Consider the following 15,830-nt stretch of genomic DNA (forward strand, 5'->3'; position numbering starts at 1 on the left):
AGGCGTTCGGCCGCGGCATTGGGGGGAGTCCAGGGTGGCGGTACTGGTGAACGTGATCGTCACCCTGGGCATGCTCTACGTCGTCCCGGCGGGCCTGCGCCTGATCGACCCGGCCGGGCTCCGCCGGACCGCCCGCCTCTGGCCGCTGCTCGCCGCCCCCGGGGCACTCTGCCTCTGGCTGCCGCGCGGACTGCCCGCCACGGCGCTCGCCGCACTCTACGCCGCCGCCTGCCTGGCCCTCGCGGCACGGGCCCCGGCCCGGCTGCTGCTCGGCCGCCACCCGGGCCGGGCACCGATCCGTGTCCCGGATCCGTCCGGGATCGCCGTCGCCACCGCGCTGGCCTCGCCCTCGATCGCCGGGACCGCGCTGGTCGCCGAGCGCGCCGGGTACCGGCTCTTCGGCTTCGACCTCGACATCCTGGCGCTCACCGTGCCGCACTTCCACTTCGCCGGGTTCGCTGCCGCGCTGGTCGCGGGGCTCGTGTGCCGGGTCGTCCGGGACCGGCCCGCGACGGGCCTCTCGCGCTGGGCGGCGTACAGCGTCCCGGCCGGCACCCTGCTCGTGCTCCTCGGCTACTTCGTCGACGACTGGGCGGAGCTGGTGGGCGCGGTGGTGCTGACCGGCGGGATGTGGGCCGTGGCCCTGCTGACCTGGCGGGAGATCCGGCCCGCGGCCCGGGACCGCGGCACGCGGACACTGCTCGCGACCTCGGCGGCCGTGCTGGTGGCCACCATGCTGCTCGCCCTGTGGTGGGCGGTGGGCGAGGCCACCGGGATCGTGCACCCCACGCTGACCTGGATGGCCGCGACCCACGGCCTCGGGAACGCCCTCGGGTTCGCCCTCTGCTCGGTGCTGGCCTGGCGCCGGCTCACCACCGACCGCTCCCCACGCGCCGACGGCGGCCGGCGGCTCACGACCACCGCGCCGTCGCCCGGCGGCCGGCGACCGCTGACACCCGTGTCTGGCCGTCCACCGATGACCACCCACCGCTGACCACCCACCGACTGGAGACCTCGCCATGACCCGCCTCATCAGCGCCGGCCGGGACACCGTCAACTACCCCGACAAGGGCGCGACGGCCCACCGGCCCCTGCCCGCCGGCTACCACCACCTCCACCACCGCACCCGCCTCGGGCACGGCCGGGCCGTCTTCGAGGCCGCCGGCGCCGCCGTGACCACCTTCCACGCGCACCGGACCTCCGGGATGCGGGTCCGCGCCGATGCCGGGGCGGTCCGGCCCGGCAGCCGCGTGGTCGTCGGGATCGGCCTCGGGCCGCTGCGCATCGACGCACCGTGCCAGGTGATCTGGACGGCGTACGAGCCCGCCCGCATCGGCTTCGCCTACGGGACCCGGCCCGGTCACCCCGAGTGCGGGGAGGAGTCCTTCATCGTGGAGATGGACCCCGACGGCACCGTGTGGTTCACCGTGACCGCCTTCAGCCGCCCGAACACCTGGTACACCCGCCTCGCCGGCCCGGTGGTCCCCTTCCTCCAGCTGCGCTACGCCCGCCGGCTGGGCCACCGCCTGCGCGGGCTGGCCACCGCCGCCTGACCGGTCGGATACTGGAGGCGATGGACTGGTTCACGGCGCCCGGATACTGGCTCGCCCGGCTGGTCTTCCAGCGGGCCCTGGCCGGGATCTACCTCGTCGCCTTCGTCGGGGCCGCCCTGCAGTTCCGGGCCCTGATCGGGGCGCACGGCATGCTGCCCGTGCCGCACTACGTGCGGTACGTGCCCTTCCGGAGCGCCCCGAGCCTGTTCCAACTGCACTACTCCGACCGCTTCTTCGCCGGCTGCGCCTGGACCGGCGCGGCACTCGCCGCGGCGCTGGCCGCCGGGGCCGGGGACGAGGTGCCGCTGGGCGCCGCCATGGCGATGTGGGCCCTGCTGTGGCTGCTCTACCTCTCCGTCGTGAACGTGGGGCAGACCTGGTACTCCTTCGGCTGGGAGTCGCTGCTGCTGGAGGTGGGCTTCCTCGCCGTGTTCCTCGGCAACGCCCGGGCCGGGCCGCCGGTGCTGGTGCTGTGGCTGCTGCGCTGGGTGCTCTTCCGCGTGGAGTTCGGGGCCGGGCTGATCAAGATGCGCGGGGACTCATGCTGGCGCGAGCTGACCTGTCTCTACTACCACCACGAGACGCAGCCGATGGCCGGGCCGCTGAGCTGGTTCTTCCACCATCTGCCGAAACCGCTGCACCGGGTGGAGTGCGCCGCCAACCACGTGACCCAACTGGTCGTCCCGGTGCTGCTGTTCACCCCGCAGCCGGTGGCCTCGTACGCCGCCGGGATCATCGTCGCGACGCAGCTGTGGCTGGTGCTGTCCGGCAACTTCGCCTGGCTGAACTGGCTGACGATCACACTGGCCCTCTCGGCCGTGGACTTCACGGGGCTCGCGGGCGCTCCGCCCGCCGCCGCCTCGCAGGGGGCTCCCGTGTGGTTCGTGGTCCTCGTCTGCGCGGTGACCGCCCTCGTGCTGTTCCTCAGCCGTCGCCCGGTGCTCAACATGGTCTCGCGCCGACAGGTGATGAACCGCTCCTTCGACGCACTGCACCTGGTCAACACCTACGGGGCCTTCGGCTCGGTCGGCCGGGTCCGGATGGAGGTGGTCGTGGAGGGCACCGCGGACCGGGTGCCGCACGAGGACGGCGGCGCCTGGCGGGAGTACGGCTTCCGGGGAAAGCCGACCGAACTGCGCAGGCTTCCGCGCCAGTTCGCCCCGTACCACCTGCGGCTGGACTGGCTGATGTGGTTCGCGGCGATCTCCCCGGGCTACGCGCGGGACTGGTTCGGGCCGTTCGTGGAGCGGCTGCTGGCGGGCGACCGGGACACGCTGCGGCTGCTGCGCCACAACCCGTTCCCGGACGCGCCGCCCGTCTACGTCCGGGCCCTGCTCTACCGCTACCGGTTCACCACCTGGCGGGAGCTGCGCGAGACGGGGGCCTGGTGGCACCGCACGCTCGTGCGCGAGTACCTCCCGCCGACCCGCCTCGCGGGCGCCCGGCTGTCAGAGCCCGAGTAGCGCGGCCTCCCGCTCGGCGTCGAGTCCGGGGGCCGGCCGGTCGGACCGCTGCGGGGCCTGCCCGCCGAGAGTGCGGAGCCAGGCCCACGTGTCGGCCACGGTCTCCTCGACGGGGCGGCACTTCAGTCCGGCCGCCAGCGCCTTGCCGACGTCCGCGCCGAACATGTGGTCGTGCAACTCGCCCTCGGGGAGCCAGACCGGGAGCTCGGTCCACGGCTCCACGCCGGCCGCCAGGATCGCCTCCGGGTCGGTCCAGCGCAGGTCACCGCCGCCGGTGACGGCGGCGCAGGCGTCGAGGAACGTGCCCATGGTGGCGTGCCCGACCGGGGAGACGAGGTCGTACGGGCCGCCGAGCCCGGCCTCGGCGGCGTCCAGGGTCCAGCGCGCGAGGTCGCGGACGTCGATGTACTGGAGCGGGAGCTCGCGGGGGCCGGGGGCGAGCACCGGACCGCCGCGTGCCGTGCGGTTCAACCACCACGGCAGCCGCCCGACGTTCTCGTACGGGCCGAGGATCAGGCCGGCGCGGACCAGCAGGGCACGGTCCGCGAAGGCGTCCAGTGCGGCGAGTTCGCCGCCCCGCTTGTCCTCGGCGTAGGCCGTCGGCCGTGCGTCCGGCGAGCCCTCCACGAGGGGGCCGCCCTCCCCCTGCCCGGCGGGGGCCGGGTAGGCGTACACCGAGCGGCTGGAGATGTACGCGTACCTCCGGGCGCGGCCGCTCAGCAGGCGGGCGCTGTCGCGCACCGCCGTGGGGGCGCCGCCCCAGGTGTCGACGACGAGGTCCCACTCCCCCGCGGCGAGGGCGTCCAGGCCTCCGGGGGCGGTGCGGTCCCCGTGCAGGGCCGTGGCGCCCGGCGGGGGCGCGTGGTGTCCGCGGTGGAAGACCGTCACCTCCCAGCCCCGGTCGAGGGCCTCCTCGGTGACCGCGCGTCCGACGAATTCGGTACCACCCAGCATCAGCAGCTTCATGGCGGCCAGCCTGCCGGGGGCGTGCGGGGCGCGGAAGGGTTGATCGCCGACAGCGATGACGCCCAGGGCGTACGCGGGACGGGAACCCGCCGGGACGGGCAGCGCCCCCGGTGCCGGTCGGCACGGGGGCGCTCTGCGCTGCTCTGCGGATCAGTCGATTCCGGGCAGGATGTGTGCTTCCGCCAGGTCGTCCTCGTAGCCGGCCAGTCGGATCGGGGCGGATCGGGCCCAGACCTCGAGGCTGCCGAGTTCGTCGGTACGGGGCTTCGCCCGCGTCGCCGTCCGCTCCATGACCGTCGGTTCGGGCTTGGTCTTCTCAGTCACCGCGCACTCCTTTGTGTCGCGCAACCCGGCATGCGGACCGCGAGCCGGGCAAGGGGATAAAGGGTTTCCGGACGCGGTGGCGCCTTGGTGGAGCGCGGCCCGGATGGGGGCCGTCTTGATGCCCCAGAGTACACATATGAGCGGACCTCCGCTCGATCGGAAGGCAAAATCCGCTGCGCCCTCTTACTTTCGCTCCTGGTTCAGCAACTCGTCGGGCTGCGGGTGCGTGACGGGTGATCTGCTCGACCCCGGACGAGCAGGGTGCGACGGAGGGGGTCGGCGGTGGCGGAGTCCGGGGTGTCCGAAGCTCAAGTGCCGTACGTCACAAGCGTGATGGAGCTGATGGAGCTGCTGCACGACAGCCCCGACGACCGGGGCCTGCGGACCGCGGCCCTACTGCGCCGCTCACACCCCTCCGACAAAGAACTGCAGCTCGCGGGCTTGCTGCACGACATCGGCCAGATGCTCCGTCCGGGTGACAGAGCGCGACACGCCGTACTCGCAGCGGAGGCGGTGCGCCCGCTGCTGGGCGAGAGAGTGGCCCGGCTCGTACGGCTGCACGCGCCGGCCGACGGAACCGGTGACGAAGCCGGGGAAGCGGCGGAGGCGGGGGAAGAGGCCGACGCCGTGGCCACCCTGCGCCAGGCCCGCGACGCGGCCGAGGGGTCGCCACTGGACGCGGGCGTACCGGAGGACTGGCGGCCGCTGCTGGAACTCGTCGCGGCCGGGTCCTGCCGGGCCTAGTGCTGTGGCCGGTCACAGCACTGGGAACGCGATCGACCCCCTCGGTTCTCCGAAGGGGTCGATCGGGGGCACGTCGTGGCCCGAGGGCCGCCGGGACTACCAGTTCGCCGGGGCGTAGTCCTTCAGGAAGACGCCGAACAGGTCCTCGCCGAGCTCGCCGCGGACGATGGGGTCGTAGACCCGGGCCGCGCCGTCGACCAGGTCGAGCGGGGCGTGGAAGCCCTCCTCGGCGAGGCGCAGCTTGTCGAAGTGCGGGCGTTCGTCGGTGATCCAGCCGGTGTCGACCGAGGTCATCAGGATGCGGTCGGTCTGGAACATCTCCTGGCCGCTGGTCCGCGTCACCATGTTCATCGCGGCCTTGGCGGCGTTGGTGTTCGGATGGCCCGCACCCTTGTAGCCGCGGCTGAAGACGCCCTCCATCGCCGAGACGTTGACGACGTACGCACGCCCGCTGGACGCCTTCCGGGCGGCATCCGCCATGGCCGGCCGCAGGGCGCTGATCAGGATGAACGGCGACGTGTAGTTGCACAGCTGGGTTTCCAGCAGCTCGACCGGGGAGATCTGGTCGATGGTCTGCACCCAGGTGTTGCTCTCGACGACGTCGGGCAGCAGGCCGCCCGCGTCGATGGCGGTGCCGGCGAGGTGCCGCTCCAGGCTGGCGTTGCCCGCGACCAGGGCGAGGTCGGCGACCTTCTGCGCCTCGAGCCCGCTCACCCCGACGGGCAGCGCCGCCAGGCCGTCGACCGCGCCGGAGTTGAAGGCGCCGATGACCTGGTGGGCGGGGAGCTCACCGGCCGGCAGCGGGGCGGCCTCGCCCTCGACCAGCGCCGCGTAGGCGCTGGGCAGGCGGCGGACGGTCTGCGTCGCGTTGTTGATCAGGATGTCGAGCGGACCGGCGCCGGCCACCTGCTCGGCGAGGGCCACGGCCTGGGCGGGGTCGCGCAGGTCGATGCCGACGACCTCCAGGCGGTGCATCCACTCCGCCGAGTCCTCCATCGCCTTGAAGCGGCGGATGGCGTCCTTGGGGAAGCGGGTGGTGATCGTGGTGTGGGCGCCGTCGCGCAGCAGCCGCAGCGCGATGTACATGCCGATCTTGGCCCGGCCGCCGGTGAGCAGCGCGCGCTTGCCGGTGAGGTCGGTGCGGGCCTCGCGCCTGGCCCGGTTCTCGGCGGCGCACTCGGGGCAGAGCTGGTGGTAGAAGTAGTCGACCTCGACGTAGCGCGTCTTGCAGACGTAGCAGGAGCGCGGGCGCTGGAGTATCCCGGCGATCCGGCCGGCCTCGGTGACCGAGGAGGGCAGGATGCCCTCGGTCTCGTCGTCGATGCGCTCGGCGGAGCCGGTGGCGGTGGCCTCGGTGACGGCCTTGTCGTTGGCGGTCTTGGCGGCGCGGCGCTCCTGGCGGCGGCGCTGCTTGACCGTGCGGTAGACGCCGGCGGTGGCGCGGCGGACGGCGATGGCGTCGGGGTGGTCGACGTCGATCTTGTCCAGCTCTTCGAGCACGCTGAGGCAGAGCGCCAGCCGCTCGGGGTCGATGCCCGGCCCGTAGTCCTGCCCCTGCTGCCGGCTTTCTTCGGTCACCGTCATGGCCGCTGCGTTCCTTGATCACTCGTCCGCATCCGCCTGCTGCGGAAGTCCTCAAAAGGGGAACTGTACGGATCCCACGCACCCGGAGCCAAACCCGATCCCGGAATCCTCACGGACCGCCAGCGGCTCGTCACCGTAGGGGGTCGCGCCAGTGATCCGCGGGCGCCGTAGGGGTCGTCCGCCCGTCGTGGTGAGGGCAGGCTGGCGTACTCCCGTACTACGTCGGGAGTATGACCGGTGACCACCTGTGGGCGGAGGAATAGCGCAGATGGGTCGGGCATTGTGGACCTTATGAGTGCACTGGCGCTGGCGGTCCTGCTCTGTCTCGTGTCCGCCCTGGCGTACGCGGGTGGTGCGATCGTCCAGGAACGGGTCGCGGCGAGCACGCCGGACCGCCCCTACGCCCCGCTGCGGCGCGTCGGCTGGTGGGTGGCGGTGGGGCTGAACGGCCTCGGCGCGCTGCTGCACGTGGTTGCCCTCGCCTACGGACCGCTGAGCCTGGTGCAGCCGCTGGGCGCGCTCACCATCGTCTTCGCGCTGCCGCTGGCGGCCGTGTTCGTGCGGCGCCGGGCGGGCTCGGCGGCCTGGCGCGGGGCGGTACTGGCCACGGTGGGCCTCGCCGGGCTGCTGGCCCTGACCGGCGGGGACGGACGGGCGGAGCAGGCACTGGCGGGCGGCGAGCGGAACGTGCTGCTGACCTTGACCGGGGCGGCGGTGGCCGTGCTGTTCGTGGCGGCGCACCGGATGCACCGGGCGGTGCTGCACAGCGTGCTGCTGGCCGCGGCGGCCGGTACGTCCTTCGGCATGGCCTCCGTGTTCACCAAGTCGGTGGCCGAGGACTTCGCCCCCGGGGCGCTGGGCGGCCTGTGGCCCGACCTCGTGGCGATCGCGGCGCTGGCGACGGCCGGCCTGCTGCTGTCGCAGGCGGCCTACCGCGGCGCGGGGCTGACCGCGCCGCTGGCCACCGTGACGGTGATCAACCCGGTGGTCGCGGCGACGGTCGGCATCACGCTGTTCGACGAGGGCTTCCGGTACGGGGCCGCCGGCACCGCCGCGGCGGTGGCCAGCGCCCTCGTGGCGGCGGCCGGTCTGGTCCTGCTCACGGCCGTGCCCCCGCACGTGCGGGGGTCAGATGCGGACTCCGTGGCCCCGGAGGTACTTCAGCGGGTCGATGTCGGAGCCGTAGCCGGGTCCCGTCCGCATCTCGAAGTGCAGGTGCGGGCCGGTGGTGTTGCCGGTCGAGCCGGAGCGGCCGATCCGCTGGCCTCCGGAGACCTGCTGGCCGGCCTTGACGCCGAGGGCCGAGAGGTGGGCGTACTGGGAGTACCGGCCGTCGGTGTGCTTGATGACCACCTGGTAGCCGTAGGCCCCCGCCCAGCCGGCGGAGACGACCTGGCCGGGCCCGACCGACTTGACGGTGGTGCCGGTGGCCACGGGGAAGTCGACGCCCGTGTGGTAGCCGCTGGACCAGTGGGAGCCCGAGACGCGGTACGCCGTGCCGAGGGCGGCGTCGACCGGGGCGGAGAATCCGCCCGCATCGGGCTTCTGCTGCGCTGAGGCGGCCTGCGGCGCGGGCTTCTCGGCCGGCTTCTCCGCCGGTTTCGGCGCGGGCTTCTCGGCGGGCTTCGCGGCCGCCGGTTCCGCGGGCTTGACCGGCTCGGCGGTCCGCGGCGGCTTCTCGGGGTCCTGCCTCGCGGGCGGCGGCGTCGACGGCTCCGCCGGCGGCTTCGCCGGTGCGGCGGTGACCCGCAGGGTCAGCCGCTGACCGGGGAAGATCAGGTTCGGGTTGGCGCCCACGGTGGCCCGGTTGGTCTCGTAGAGCGCCTGCCAGCCGCCGTCGACGCGCTGCTCGGTGGCGATGGCGGAGAGCGAATCGCCGGGCGCGACGACGTACGGGTTCGGCAGGACGGAGGTCCCCGTCGGGCTGGGCGTGGCGCCCTGGGCCGGGGCGGCCGTCCGCACCGGCTGGGCCGGCGCCACGGCCCTGGGCTGCGCCGCGGACTGGGCCCTGGGCTGCGAGGGTGCTTGCGGGGCGACGGCCGGCGCCGGCCCGCTGCGGGTGAGGCCGGCCTTCTTGCCGCACTGCGGCCACGCCCCGGATCCCTGGCCCTTCAGGACCTTCTCCGCGACCGCGATCTGCTGGTCCTTGGTGGCCAGGTCGGCGCGCGGTGCGTAGGCGGCGCCGCCGAAGGCCCGCCAGGTGCTCTGGCTGAACTGGAGGCCGCCGTAGTAGCCGTTCCCGGTGTTGACGCGCCAGTTGTTGGTGGACTCGCAGGCGGCGACCTTGTCCCAGGTGTCCACGGTCGCGCCGTGGGCGACCCCGGCTCCGATGAGCGGGAGCGCCATCCCCGCGCCGCCGGCGGTGACGGCCAGCGAGGCCCGGTTGATGCTGCTCGGCTGATACCGGCGGTGCCGGCCCCGTACACCCATGGGAGCCCCCCTCGAAGACATCAGGAACCGCACAACCTAACGTTGCGAACAGGGCATGACAAGGGGCGCAACGCGGCGCTCGACAGCGGTACTTGACGGTGTGTTGCCCGTCAGGTGATCCACGGGCGGCCGCGTGGCGGTAGCGTCGGCAGTCCCGCACACGGAAGCACACCGAAGCACGCAGGAGCGCAACGATGAGCACCAGCACAGCCCAGATCGGCGTCACCGGGCTCGCCGTCATGGGCAGCAACCTCGCCCGGAACTTCGCCCGCAACGGATTCACGGTGGCCGTACACAACCGGACCGCCGCCAAGACGACGGCCCTGGTGGAGGAATTCGGGCACGAGGGCACCTTCGTCGCCGCCGGGTCGGCGAAGGAGTTCGTCGACGCACTGGAGCGCCCGCGCCGCATCGTCGTCATGGTGAAGGCCGGGGAGCCGACCGACGCCGTGATCCACGAGTTCGCCCCGCTCCTGGAGGAGGGCGACGTCATCATCGACGGCGGCAACGCCCACTTCGAGGACACCCGGCGCCGCGAGAGGGAACTGCGCGAGCAGGGGATCCACTTCGTGGGCGTGGGCATCTCCGGCGGCGAGGAGGGCGCGCTCCTCGGCCCGAGCATCATGCCCGGCGGCTCGCCGGAGTCGTGGACGTCACTCGGCCCGCTGCTGGAGAAGATCGCCGCCAAGGCCGAGGACGGTACGCCGTGCACCTCGCACGTGGGCCCCGACGGCGCCGGACACTTCGTCAAGATGGTGCACAACGGCATCGAGTACGCCGACATGCAGCTGATCGCCGAGGCCTACCACCTGCTGCGCGAGGTCGCGGGCTACTCCCCCGCGCGGATCGCGGAGACCTTCCGCGGCTGGAACCGCGGACGCCTGGACTCGTACCTGATCGAGATCACGGCGGAGGTGCTCGCGCACACGGACGCCGCGACCGGCCGCCCGTTCGTCGACGTCGTGGCCGACGCCGCCGAGCAGAAGGGCACCGGCCGCTGGACCGTACAGATCGCCCTGGATCTGGGGGTCCCGGTGTCGGGCATCGCCGAGGCGGTCTTCGCCCGGGCCGTCTCCGGCCACGCGGACCTGCGGAAGGCCGCCCGCGGGCTGGCGGGCCCGACCGCCGCCGCGCTCGCGCCGGAGGCGGCGGAGGCCTTCGCCGCGCAGGTGGAACAGGCGCTGTACGCGTCGAAGATCGTCTCGTACACCCAGGGCTTCCACCAGATCCGCGCGGGCAGCGAGGAGTACGGCTGGGGCGTGGACCTGGGCGCGATGGCCTCGCTGTGGCGCGGCGGCTGCATCATCCGGGCCGCGTTCCTCGACCGGATCCGGGCGGCGTACGACGCCCGGCCGGACCTGCCGAGCCTGCTGGCCGACCCGGGCTTCGCGGACGAGATCGGCGCGGCGCAGGAGGACTGGCGCGCGGTGATCACGGCCGCCGTGGGCCAGGGCATCCCGGTCCCGGCGTTCGCGGCGTCACTCGCGTACTACGACGCCCTGCGCGCCGAGCGGCTGCCCGCGGCCCTCACCCAGGGGCAGCGGGACTTCTTCGGGGCGCACACCTACCGCCGGACCGACCGCGAGGGGTCGTTCCACACCCTCTGGAGCGGCGACCGCTCGGAGGTCCGCACGGACTGACGCCCGGCCCAGGGCAGGACCTAGCTGAGGGGCCCGGGCTGGGGGATCGGCGCGGGTCCCGGAGGCGGGGGGACCGGGTCCGGCTCGGGCACCGGTCCGGGCACCGGCGGCACGGGCCGCGGCATGGGCTCCGGGTCGGGGACCGGGCCGGGCCCCGGCACCGGCGGCTGCGTCTGCTCTACGTTTCGTCCCATGTCGTTCAGTTTCCCGCGATCGCGGCGGATACGCCCGCTACCGCCGCGCCGGACGCAGCGCCAGGCCGGCGGCCAGGCCCGGGGCCGGGCTGGACAGCACGGGGACCGGGTTCGCGGTCAGGCCGGCGGCCCCGGCCATGGAGGCCTGGGCGAGCACGATGACATCGGCGCCGGTGACGGCGTCGGCGGCCGCGGCCACGCGGGCCAGGTACCCGGCCGTGTCCCCCGCCTCGAAGCGTTCCCAGGCCCCGGCGACCAGGTGCGTACGGACGGACACGCGCCGCTCGCCCGCCTCCTCGGCCAGCAGCCCGGCCGTCGGGGCGAGCGTGGACTCCAGGGCGGCCAGGACGGCGATCCGCGCGCCCGTGCGCACCGCCGCGGCCGCCATCGGCCGGTCCACCCGCAGCACGGGGGCACCGAGCTCCGGAGCCAGCGACTCCGCGGTCGCGCCGATGGTCGAGCAGGTGACGAGCACGGGCGCGGGCCCCGCGGCGGCCAGCAGGGCCAGGAGGGCCGGAGCCACCGCCCCGGGCCCTTCGACGCGGGCCCGTTCCAGCAGCTCCGGCGCCACCAGGTGGCGCAGTACGGCCCCCGGGTGGTGCCGGTCGCGCAGCGCGTCGAAGACCGGGACGTGCACGGGCGAGGTGTGCAGCAGGACCAGGCCCGGCTCCGTCACCAGCGGGCGGAGTCGGTGTCGAGCTGGGCCTTGGCCGCCGCCACGACATCGGCTGCCGGTTCGGGAGCCTCCTCGGGGTGCTTGGCGGCCCAGCTCGCCGCGTACGGGCAGAGCGGCACCACGGGCACGCCCTCGGCGGCGGCGATCCCGTAGAAGGTCCGCACCAGCCCGCCGGCGATGCCCCGGCCCTCGTGGGCGGGCTCGACGACGGTGTGCACCGCCACCAGGGCGTGGGGCGCCTCGGCGAGCACGAAGTAGGCGATGTACCCGACCACCGCCCCGTCCTCCACGGCGAGCAGCCGCCCGGCCTCGCGCTCGTCGCGGAACTCGATCGGTGTGCTCCGGCTCTGCGGCATTGGTCCCCGACTCCTGTCAGACAGCCACCGCGTGGGGGCTGCGCTCCTGATCCGTTCCCGGCACCGGGGCGGAGGGATCCGCGCCCAGCTCGACGATCCGGTTGTCGCCGTCCACGTGCACGACGCGGGGCTTCAGCGCCCGCGCCTCGGCGTCCTCGACCTGTGCGTAGCTGATGAGGATGACCAGGTCCCCGGGGTGCACCAGATGGGCGGCGGCCCCGTTGATCCCGATGACGCCGGACCCGCGCTCGCCCTCGATGACGTAGGTCTCCAGCCGGGCGCCGTTGGTGATGTCCACGATGTGGACGAGCTCCCCGGGCAGCAGATCCGCCGCGTCCAGCAGGTCGGCGTCGATGGTCACGGAGCCGACGTAGTGCAGGTCGGCCTGGGTGACGGTGGCCCGGTGGATCTTGGACTTGAACATGGTGCGAAGCATGTGGAAACTCCCGGAATGTCTGCTCCCTGCCCGCTTTCCGCAGGTCAAGGGCGGTCATCGGAGCCTACAACGATTCGCGCTTCCGGTCAGCTCTCCTGAGCGGACGATGCCCGTCCTTCATTTGGTCCATATGTCCAGCAGCTGGTCGGCCGCGCGGAAGTGGTCGGGTGGATCGACGTTGCACACGACGGTCACGGCGGTGGTGCGGTCCGGACTCACCTTGAAGGTGCTGTGGAACCCCTCCCAGTCGCCTCGGTGCACCAGGCTCTTGTCGGGGAGGAGGAGGATTCCGGCCCCGTACCGTCCTTCCTCGATGCCGCGCCCGCGCAGGACGTCGCCCACGCTCACGGCTCCCTGCGTGACTCCGGCGAGCAGTTCCGGTCCGCCTATGCGACCGGTGCGGTAATTGTCGGCCCAGCGGACGAATTCTCCGGGGGTGGTCTGGACGGAGCCGTCTCCGTACTGGCTCCAGGGCGAGGAAGCGGGAGTGAACGAGCCGTCCTTCTCGTCGTACGACTTCGCCTTGCCGGGGACGTCCACCGCCGGGGACAACCTCATGCGCAGGTGCAGCGGGGTGAAGAACTCCTGTTGGAGGAAGTCCGGGAACGGCTTGCCGGTGACCTTCTCGACGACGTGCGCCAGGAGGACGTAGTTGGAGTTGGAGTAGGAGAATCGCCTGCCCGGCGGGTCTTCCGGCTGCGAGGCGAGGATCGCTTCGATGGCTTCCTTCTGGCCGGCCGGGTCCGTCAGCTCGATGCCCTTGGCCTCCAGCAGGTCCTGGTAGTCGGTGATGCCGCTGGTGTGACGCATCAGGTCGCCCAGGGTGACGTCCCGCGTCCAGGCGGGCGGGTCGTCGAGGTAGGCGGACAGGGGGTCGTCGAGCGCGAGTCGGTGCCGTCCGGCCAGCAGGAGGACGGCGTCCGCGGTGAACTGCTTGGAGTTGGACGCCATGTCGAAAACCGTCTTCGGGGTGATGGTGCGCCCGGTCGTCAGATCGGCCTTGCCTCTCCCCGCCTCCCAGACGACGCTTCCCCGTTGGCCGACGGCCGCCGCACAGCCCGGGCGATCGGGAGAAGGGACCAACTCGCGCAGAACGTCCGCGCTGCGCTGCGCGCGATCGTCGCCGCTCGCGTGTGCCTGCGGCTGTGCGGCCCCGGCCAGTACCACCACGAGCACGGCGCCCCCGGCCGTGCACAACGACACCATCCGATTCACGGACACCACCTTCTCCGTCAGAAAGCGAGCCCGGGACGCGCGCGGACGGCACGAGGCTGGGCGAGACGGCCCCGCCGGAGCCGGACAGGGGCACACCCGGGTCGGGGACCGAGTCGGGCTCGATCCTGCGCGCGAGGGAGAAGGCGCACGCGAGCAAGGCCCCAGCAGGAGCCCGGTCAGCGGGACGTCCGCAGGCGCGCCTTGACGTACTGCGGCAACCGGAAGCGTGACCACCCGCGAGAGCGTCGTCCGCTCCCGCCTGTACGTCCGGCTCGTCCTTTTCATGCTAGAGCCGTTCCCCGGCGGGTGCAGGGGCGGGCGATCCGCTCGGCGGGCCCGCCGCGAACGCCGTGCCTAAGCTGAGGGAGTGGCGTCGGAAGGGTCCTCCCATGGCTGACTACCCGCTGATCGAGAACCACGGCCTGATCGGTGATCTGCAGACCGCGGCGCTGGTGACCACCGAGGGAACCGTCGACTGGTTCTGCTGCCCGCGCTTCGATTCGCCCAGTGTGTTCGGAGCTCTTCTCGACTGGGAGAAGGGCGGCCACTTCACGGTCAGACCGACGGACGAGACGTACACCACGAAGCAGCTGTACCTGCCGGACACCGCGATCCTCGTGACGCGGTTCATGACCGAGGCCGGTGCCGGCGAGGTGGTCGACTTCATGCCGGTGACCGGGAGGACGGCCACGGACCGCCACCGCCTGGTCCGCATGCTCCGGTGCGTCCGCGGCAGCATGACGTTCCGGATCGACATCGCCCCGCGGTTCGACTACGGGCGCAAGCCCCACACCCTGCGCCTCACCGAGAACGGGGCGGTGTTCGCCTCCGAAGACCTGGAGCTCACGCTCAGTGTGGTGCGCGAGCCCGAGGACGAACGGGTGGTGCACACCGTCACCGGTGAGCACGACCTGCGCGTCACGCTTCCGCTGGAGGCCGGGCAACAACGGGGGCTGGTCCTCGAGTCGGCCGCGGAGGGGCCGCCGCGCGAGATCCGCGTCGCCGAGTTCCAGGAACTCTTCGCCGACACCCGGCAGTTCTGGCGTTCGTGGCTCCACCAGTCCCGGTACGCGGGCCGCTGGCGCGAGACGGTGGAGCGCTCCGCCATCACGCTGAAGCTGATGACGTACGCACCCAGCGGTGCCCTGGTGGCGGCTCCCACGGCCGGTCTGCCGGAGCAGTTGGGTGGCGAGCGCAACTGGGACTACCGCTTCACCTGGATCCGGGACGCGTCCTTCTCCGTGTACGCCCTGCTGGGACTGGGGTTCACGGAGGAGGCGCGGGCGTTCATCGCCTGGCTGGGCGACCGGGTGAAGGAGAAGGCCGGCAGCGACGGCGACTCGGGCCCGCTGAACATCATGTACCGGGTGGACGGTTCCTCCGACCTGTACGAGGAGACCCTGGACCACTGGGAGGGCTACCAGCGCTCCGCCCCGGTGCGCATCGGCAACGGCGCGGCGACCCAGTTGCAGCTGGACATCTACGGCGAGGCCCTCGACAGCATCTCCTTCGCCCACGAGCACGGCATCCACCTGGACATCCACGGCTGGACCTCGCTGCGCACCCTGCTGGACTGGCTCGTGGACCACTGGGACCAGGCCGGTGAGGGGCTGTGGGAGACCCGCGGCGGGCGCAAGCACTTCACGTACGGCCGGGTGATGTCATGGGTCGCGTTCGACCGCGCGCTGCGGCTGGCGGTGGCCCACGGCCGGCCGGCCGAAAGCGGCCGCTGGGCCGCCGAACGCGACAACATCTACGAGCAGATCCTGGCGAAGGGCTGGGACCCCGACCGCAGTGCCTTCGTCCAGCACTACGGCAGCGACGTGCTCGACTCCGCGCTGCTGCGGATGCCGACCGTGGGGTTCATCACGCCCGACGACCCGATGTGGAAGTCCACGCTGGAAGCGATGGACCGCGAGCTGGTCACCGACAGCCTGGTCTACCGCTACAACCCCGAGGCCTCGCCCGACGGCCTGCGCGGCAACGAGGGAACCTTCTCCCTGTGCACCTTCATGTACGTCGACGCCCTGGCCCGCGCCGGGCGGCCCGATCAGGCCAGGCTGGTACTGGAGAAGATGATGACGTACGCCAACCACCTGGGCCTGTACTCGGAGGAGATCGGCCTGACGGGCCGCCAGCTCGGCAACTTCCCGCAGGCGTTCACCCACCTGGCGCTCATCGACGCGGCCATCACCCTGGACGCGACCCTGAACCGCATGGAGCGAGGCAACACCCCGTAGGGCCTCCCG

General features: G+C 72.9%; 14 protein-coding genes and 1 pseudogene. 7 read left to right on the top strand and 8 right to left on the bottom strand.

Annotation, left to right across the window (positions count from 1 at the left end; genetic code table 11):
• Positions 1 to 34: 34 nt before the first annotated feature.
• Genes ACZ6JT_RS04450 through ACZ6JT_RS04460 form a run of 3 tightly spaced genes read left to right on the top strand, consistent with a single transcriptional unit; the run spans position 35 to position 3,016 of the window.
• A complete protein-coding gene (locus ACZ6JT_RS04450; RefSeq protein WP_469207062.1) occupies positions 35 to 994 on the top strand; it encodes a YndJ family protein in 960 nt (319 codons plus the stop codon).
• A gap of 25 nt (positions 995 to 1,019) precedes the next feature.
• Positions 1,020 to 1,553 (top strand): DUF1990 family protein, encoded by a 534-nt coding sequence (locus ACZ6JT_RS04455; protein ID WP_469207064.1) that lies wholly within the window; start codon positions 1,020 to 1,022, stop codon positions 1,551 to 1,553.
• A gap of 20 nt (positions 1,554 to 1,573) precedes the next feature.
• Positions 1,574 to 3,016: a lipase maturation factor family protein gene (locus ACZ6JT_RS04460; protein ID WP_469207066.1), complete on the top strand. Its 1,443-nt coding sequence runs from the start codon at positions 1,574 to 1,576 to the stop codon at positions 3,014 to 3,016.
• Here ACZ6JT_RS04460 and ACZ6JT_RS04465 read toward each other — a convergent pair.
• Positions 3,002 to 3,982, bottom strand: a complete 981-nt coding sequence (locus ACZ6JT_RS04465; RefSeq protein WP_469207068.1) for an NAD-dependent epimerase/dehydratase family protein — start codon at positions 3,980 to 3,982, stop codon at positions 3,002 to 3,004. The two genes, ACZ6JT_RS04460 and ACZ6JT_RS04465, sit on opposite strands and share 15 nt — an antisense overlap.
• Positions 3,983 to 4,132: 150 nt before the next feature.
• Positions 4,133 to 4,306, bottom strand: coding sequence for a hypothetical protein (locus ACZ6JT_RS04470; RefSeq protein ID WP_189969287.1), 174 nt, complete (start codon positions 4,304 to 4,306; stop codon positions 4,133 to 4,135).
• A gap of 312 nt (positions 4,307 to 4,618) precedes the next feature.
• Between ACZ6JT_RS04470 and ACZ6JT_RS04475 the strand changes: the two genes are divergently transcribed.
• Positions 4,619 to 5,050 (top strand): HD domain-containing protein, encoded by a 432-nt coding sequence (locus ACZ6JT_RS04475; RefSeq protein ID WP_469207070.1) that lies wholly within the window; start codon positions 4,619 to 4,621, stop codon positions 5,048 to 5,050.
• A 96-nt stretch (positions 5,051 to 5,146) separates the two neighbouring features.
• On the opposite strand, the gene ACZ6JT_RS04480 is transcribed toward ACZ6JT_RS04475, so the two are convergent.
• On the bottom strand, positions 5,147 to 6,634 hold the full coding sequence (locus ACZ6JT_RS04480; RefSeq protein WP_469207072.1) for an SDR family NAD(P)-dependent oxidoreductase: 1,488 nt from the start codon (positions 6,632 to 6,634) through the stop codon (positions 5,147 to 5,149).
• A 291-nt stretch (positions 6,635 to 6,925) separates the two neighbouring features.
• On the opposite strand from ACZ6JT_RS04480, the pseudogene ACZ6JT_RS04485 reads away from it, so the two are divergent.
• A pseudogene (locus tag ACZ6JT_RS04485) lies at positions 6,926 to 7,666 on the top strand (DMT family transporter); the annotation flags it as partial.
• 96 nt (positions 7,667 to 7,762) lie between these two features.
• Here ACZ6JT_RS04485 and ACZ6JT_RS04490 read toward each other — a convergent pair.
• Positions 7,763 to 9,064: a transglycosylase family protein gene (locus tag ACZ6JT_RS04490; RefSeq protein ID WP_469207074.1), complete on the bottom strand. Its 1,302-nt coding sequence runs from the start codon at positions 9,062 to 9,064 to the stop codon at positions 7,763 to 7,765.
• Positions 9,065 to 9,258: 194 nt separating this feature from the next.
• Between ACZ6JT_RS04490 and gndA the strand changes: the two genes are divergently transcribed.
• Entirely contained in the window at positions 9,259 to 10,704 is a 1,446-nt protein-coding gene (gene gndA / locus ACZ6JT_RS04495; protein ID WP_469207076.1) for an NADP-dependent phosphogluconate dehydrogenase, read from the top strand.
• A 231-nt stretch (positions 10,705 to 10,935) separates the two neighbouring features.
• On the opposite strand, the gene ACZ6JT_RS04500 is transcribed toward gndA, so the two are convergent.
• The 4 genes from ACZ6JT_RS04500 to ACZ6JT_RS04515 all read right to left on the bottom strand — a co-directional run bounded on the left by ACZ6JT_RS04500 (position 10,936) and on the right by ACZ6JT_RS04515 (position 13,572).
• On the bottom strand, positions 10,936 to 11,574 hold the full coding sequence (locus ACZ6JT_RS04500; protein WP_469207078.1) for an aspartate/glutamate racemase family protein: 639 nt from the start codon (positions 11,572 to 11,574) through the stop codon (positions 10,936 to 10,938).
• The gene (locus ACZ6JT_RS04505) at positions 11,571 to 11,930 is read right to left on the bottom strand and encodes a GNAT family N-acetyltransferase (protein ID WP_469207080.1); all 360 of its coding nucleotides are present in this window, start codon (positions 11,928 to 11,930) and stop codon (positions 11,571 to 11,573) included. The genes ACZ6JT_RS04500 and ACZ6JT_RS04505 overlap by 4 nt, the downstream gene beginning before the upstream one ends.
• 16 nt (positions 11,931 to 11,946) lie before the next feature.
• Complete coding sequence (panD, locus tag ACZ6JT_RS04510) at positions 11,947 to 12,366, bottom strand: aspartate 1-decarboxylase (RefSeq protein ID WP_030717564.1); 420 nt, start codon at positions 12,364 to 12,366, stop codon at positions 11,947 to 11,949.
• 117 nt (positions 12,367 to 12,483) lie between these two features.
• Positions 12,484 to 13,572 (bottom strand): serine hydrolase domain-containing protein, encoded by a 1,089-nt coding sequence (locus tag ACZ6JT_RS04515; protein WP_469208188.1) that lies wholly within the window; start codon positions 13,570 to 13,572, stop codon positions 12,484 to 12,486.
• Positions 13,573 to 13,970: 398 nt separating this feature from the next.
• On the opposite strand from ACZ6JT_RS04515, the gene ACZ6JT_RS04520 reads away from it, so the two are divergent.
• Positions 13,971 to 15,821 (top strand): glycoside hydrolase family 15 protein, encoded by a 1,851-nt coding sequence (locus tag ACZ6JT_RS04520; protein ID WP_469207082.1) that lies wholly within the window; start codon positions 13,971 to 13,973, stop codon positions 15,819 to 15,821.
• Positions 15,822 to 15,830: the final 9 nt, after the last annotated feature.

The organism is Streptomyces sp. NPDC046308, from assembly GCF_055588065.1.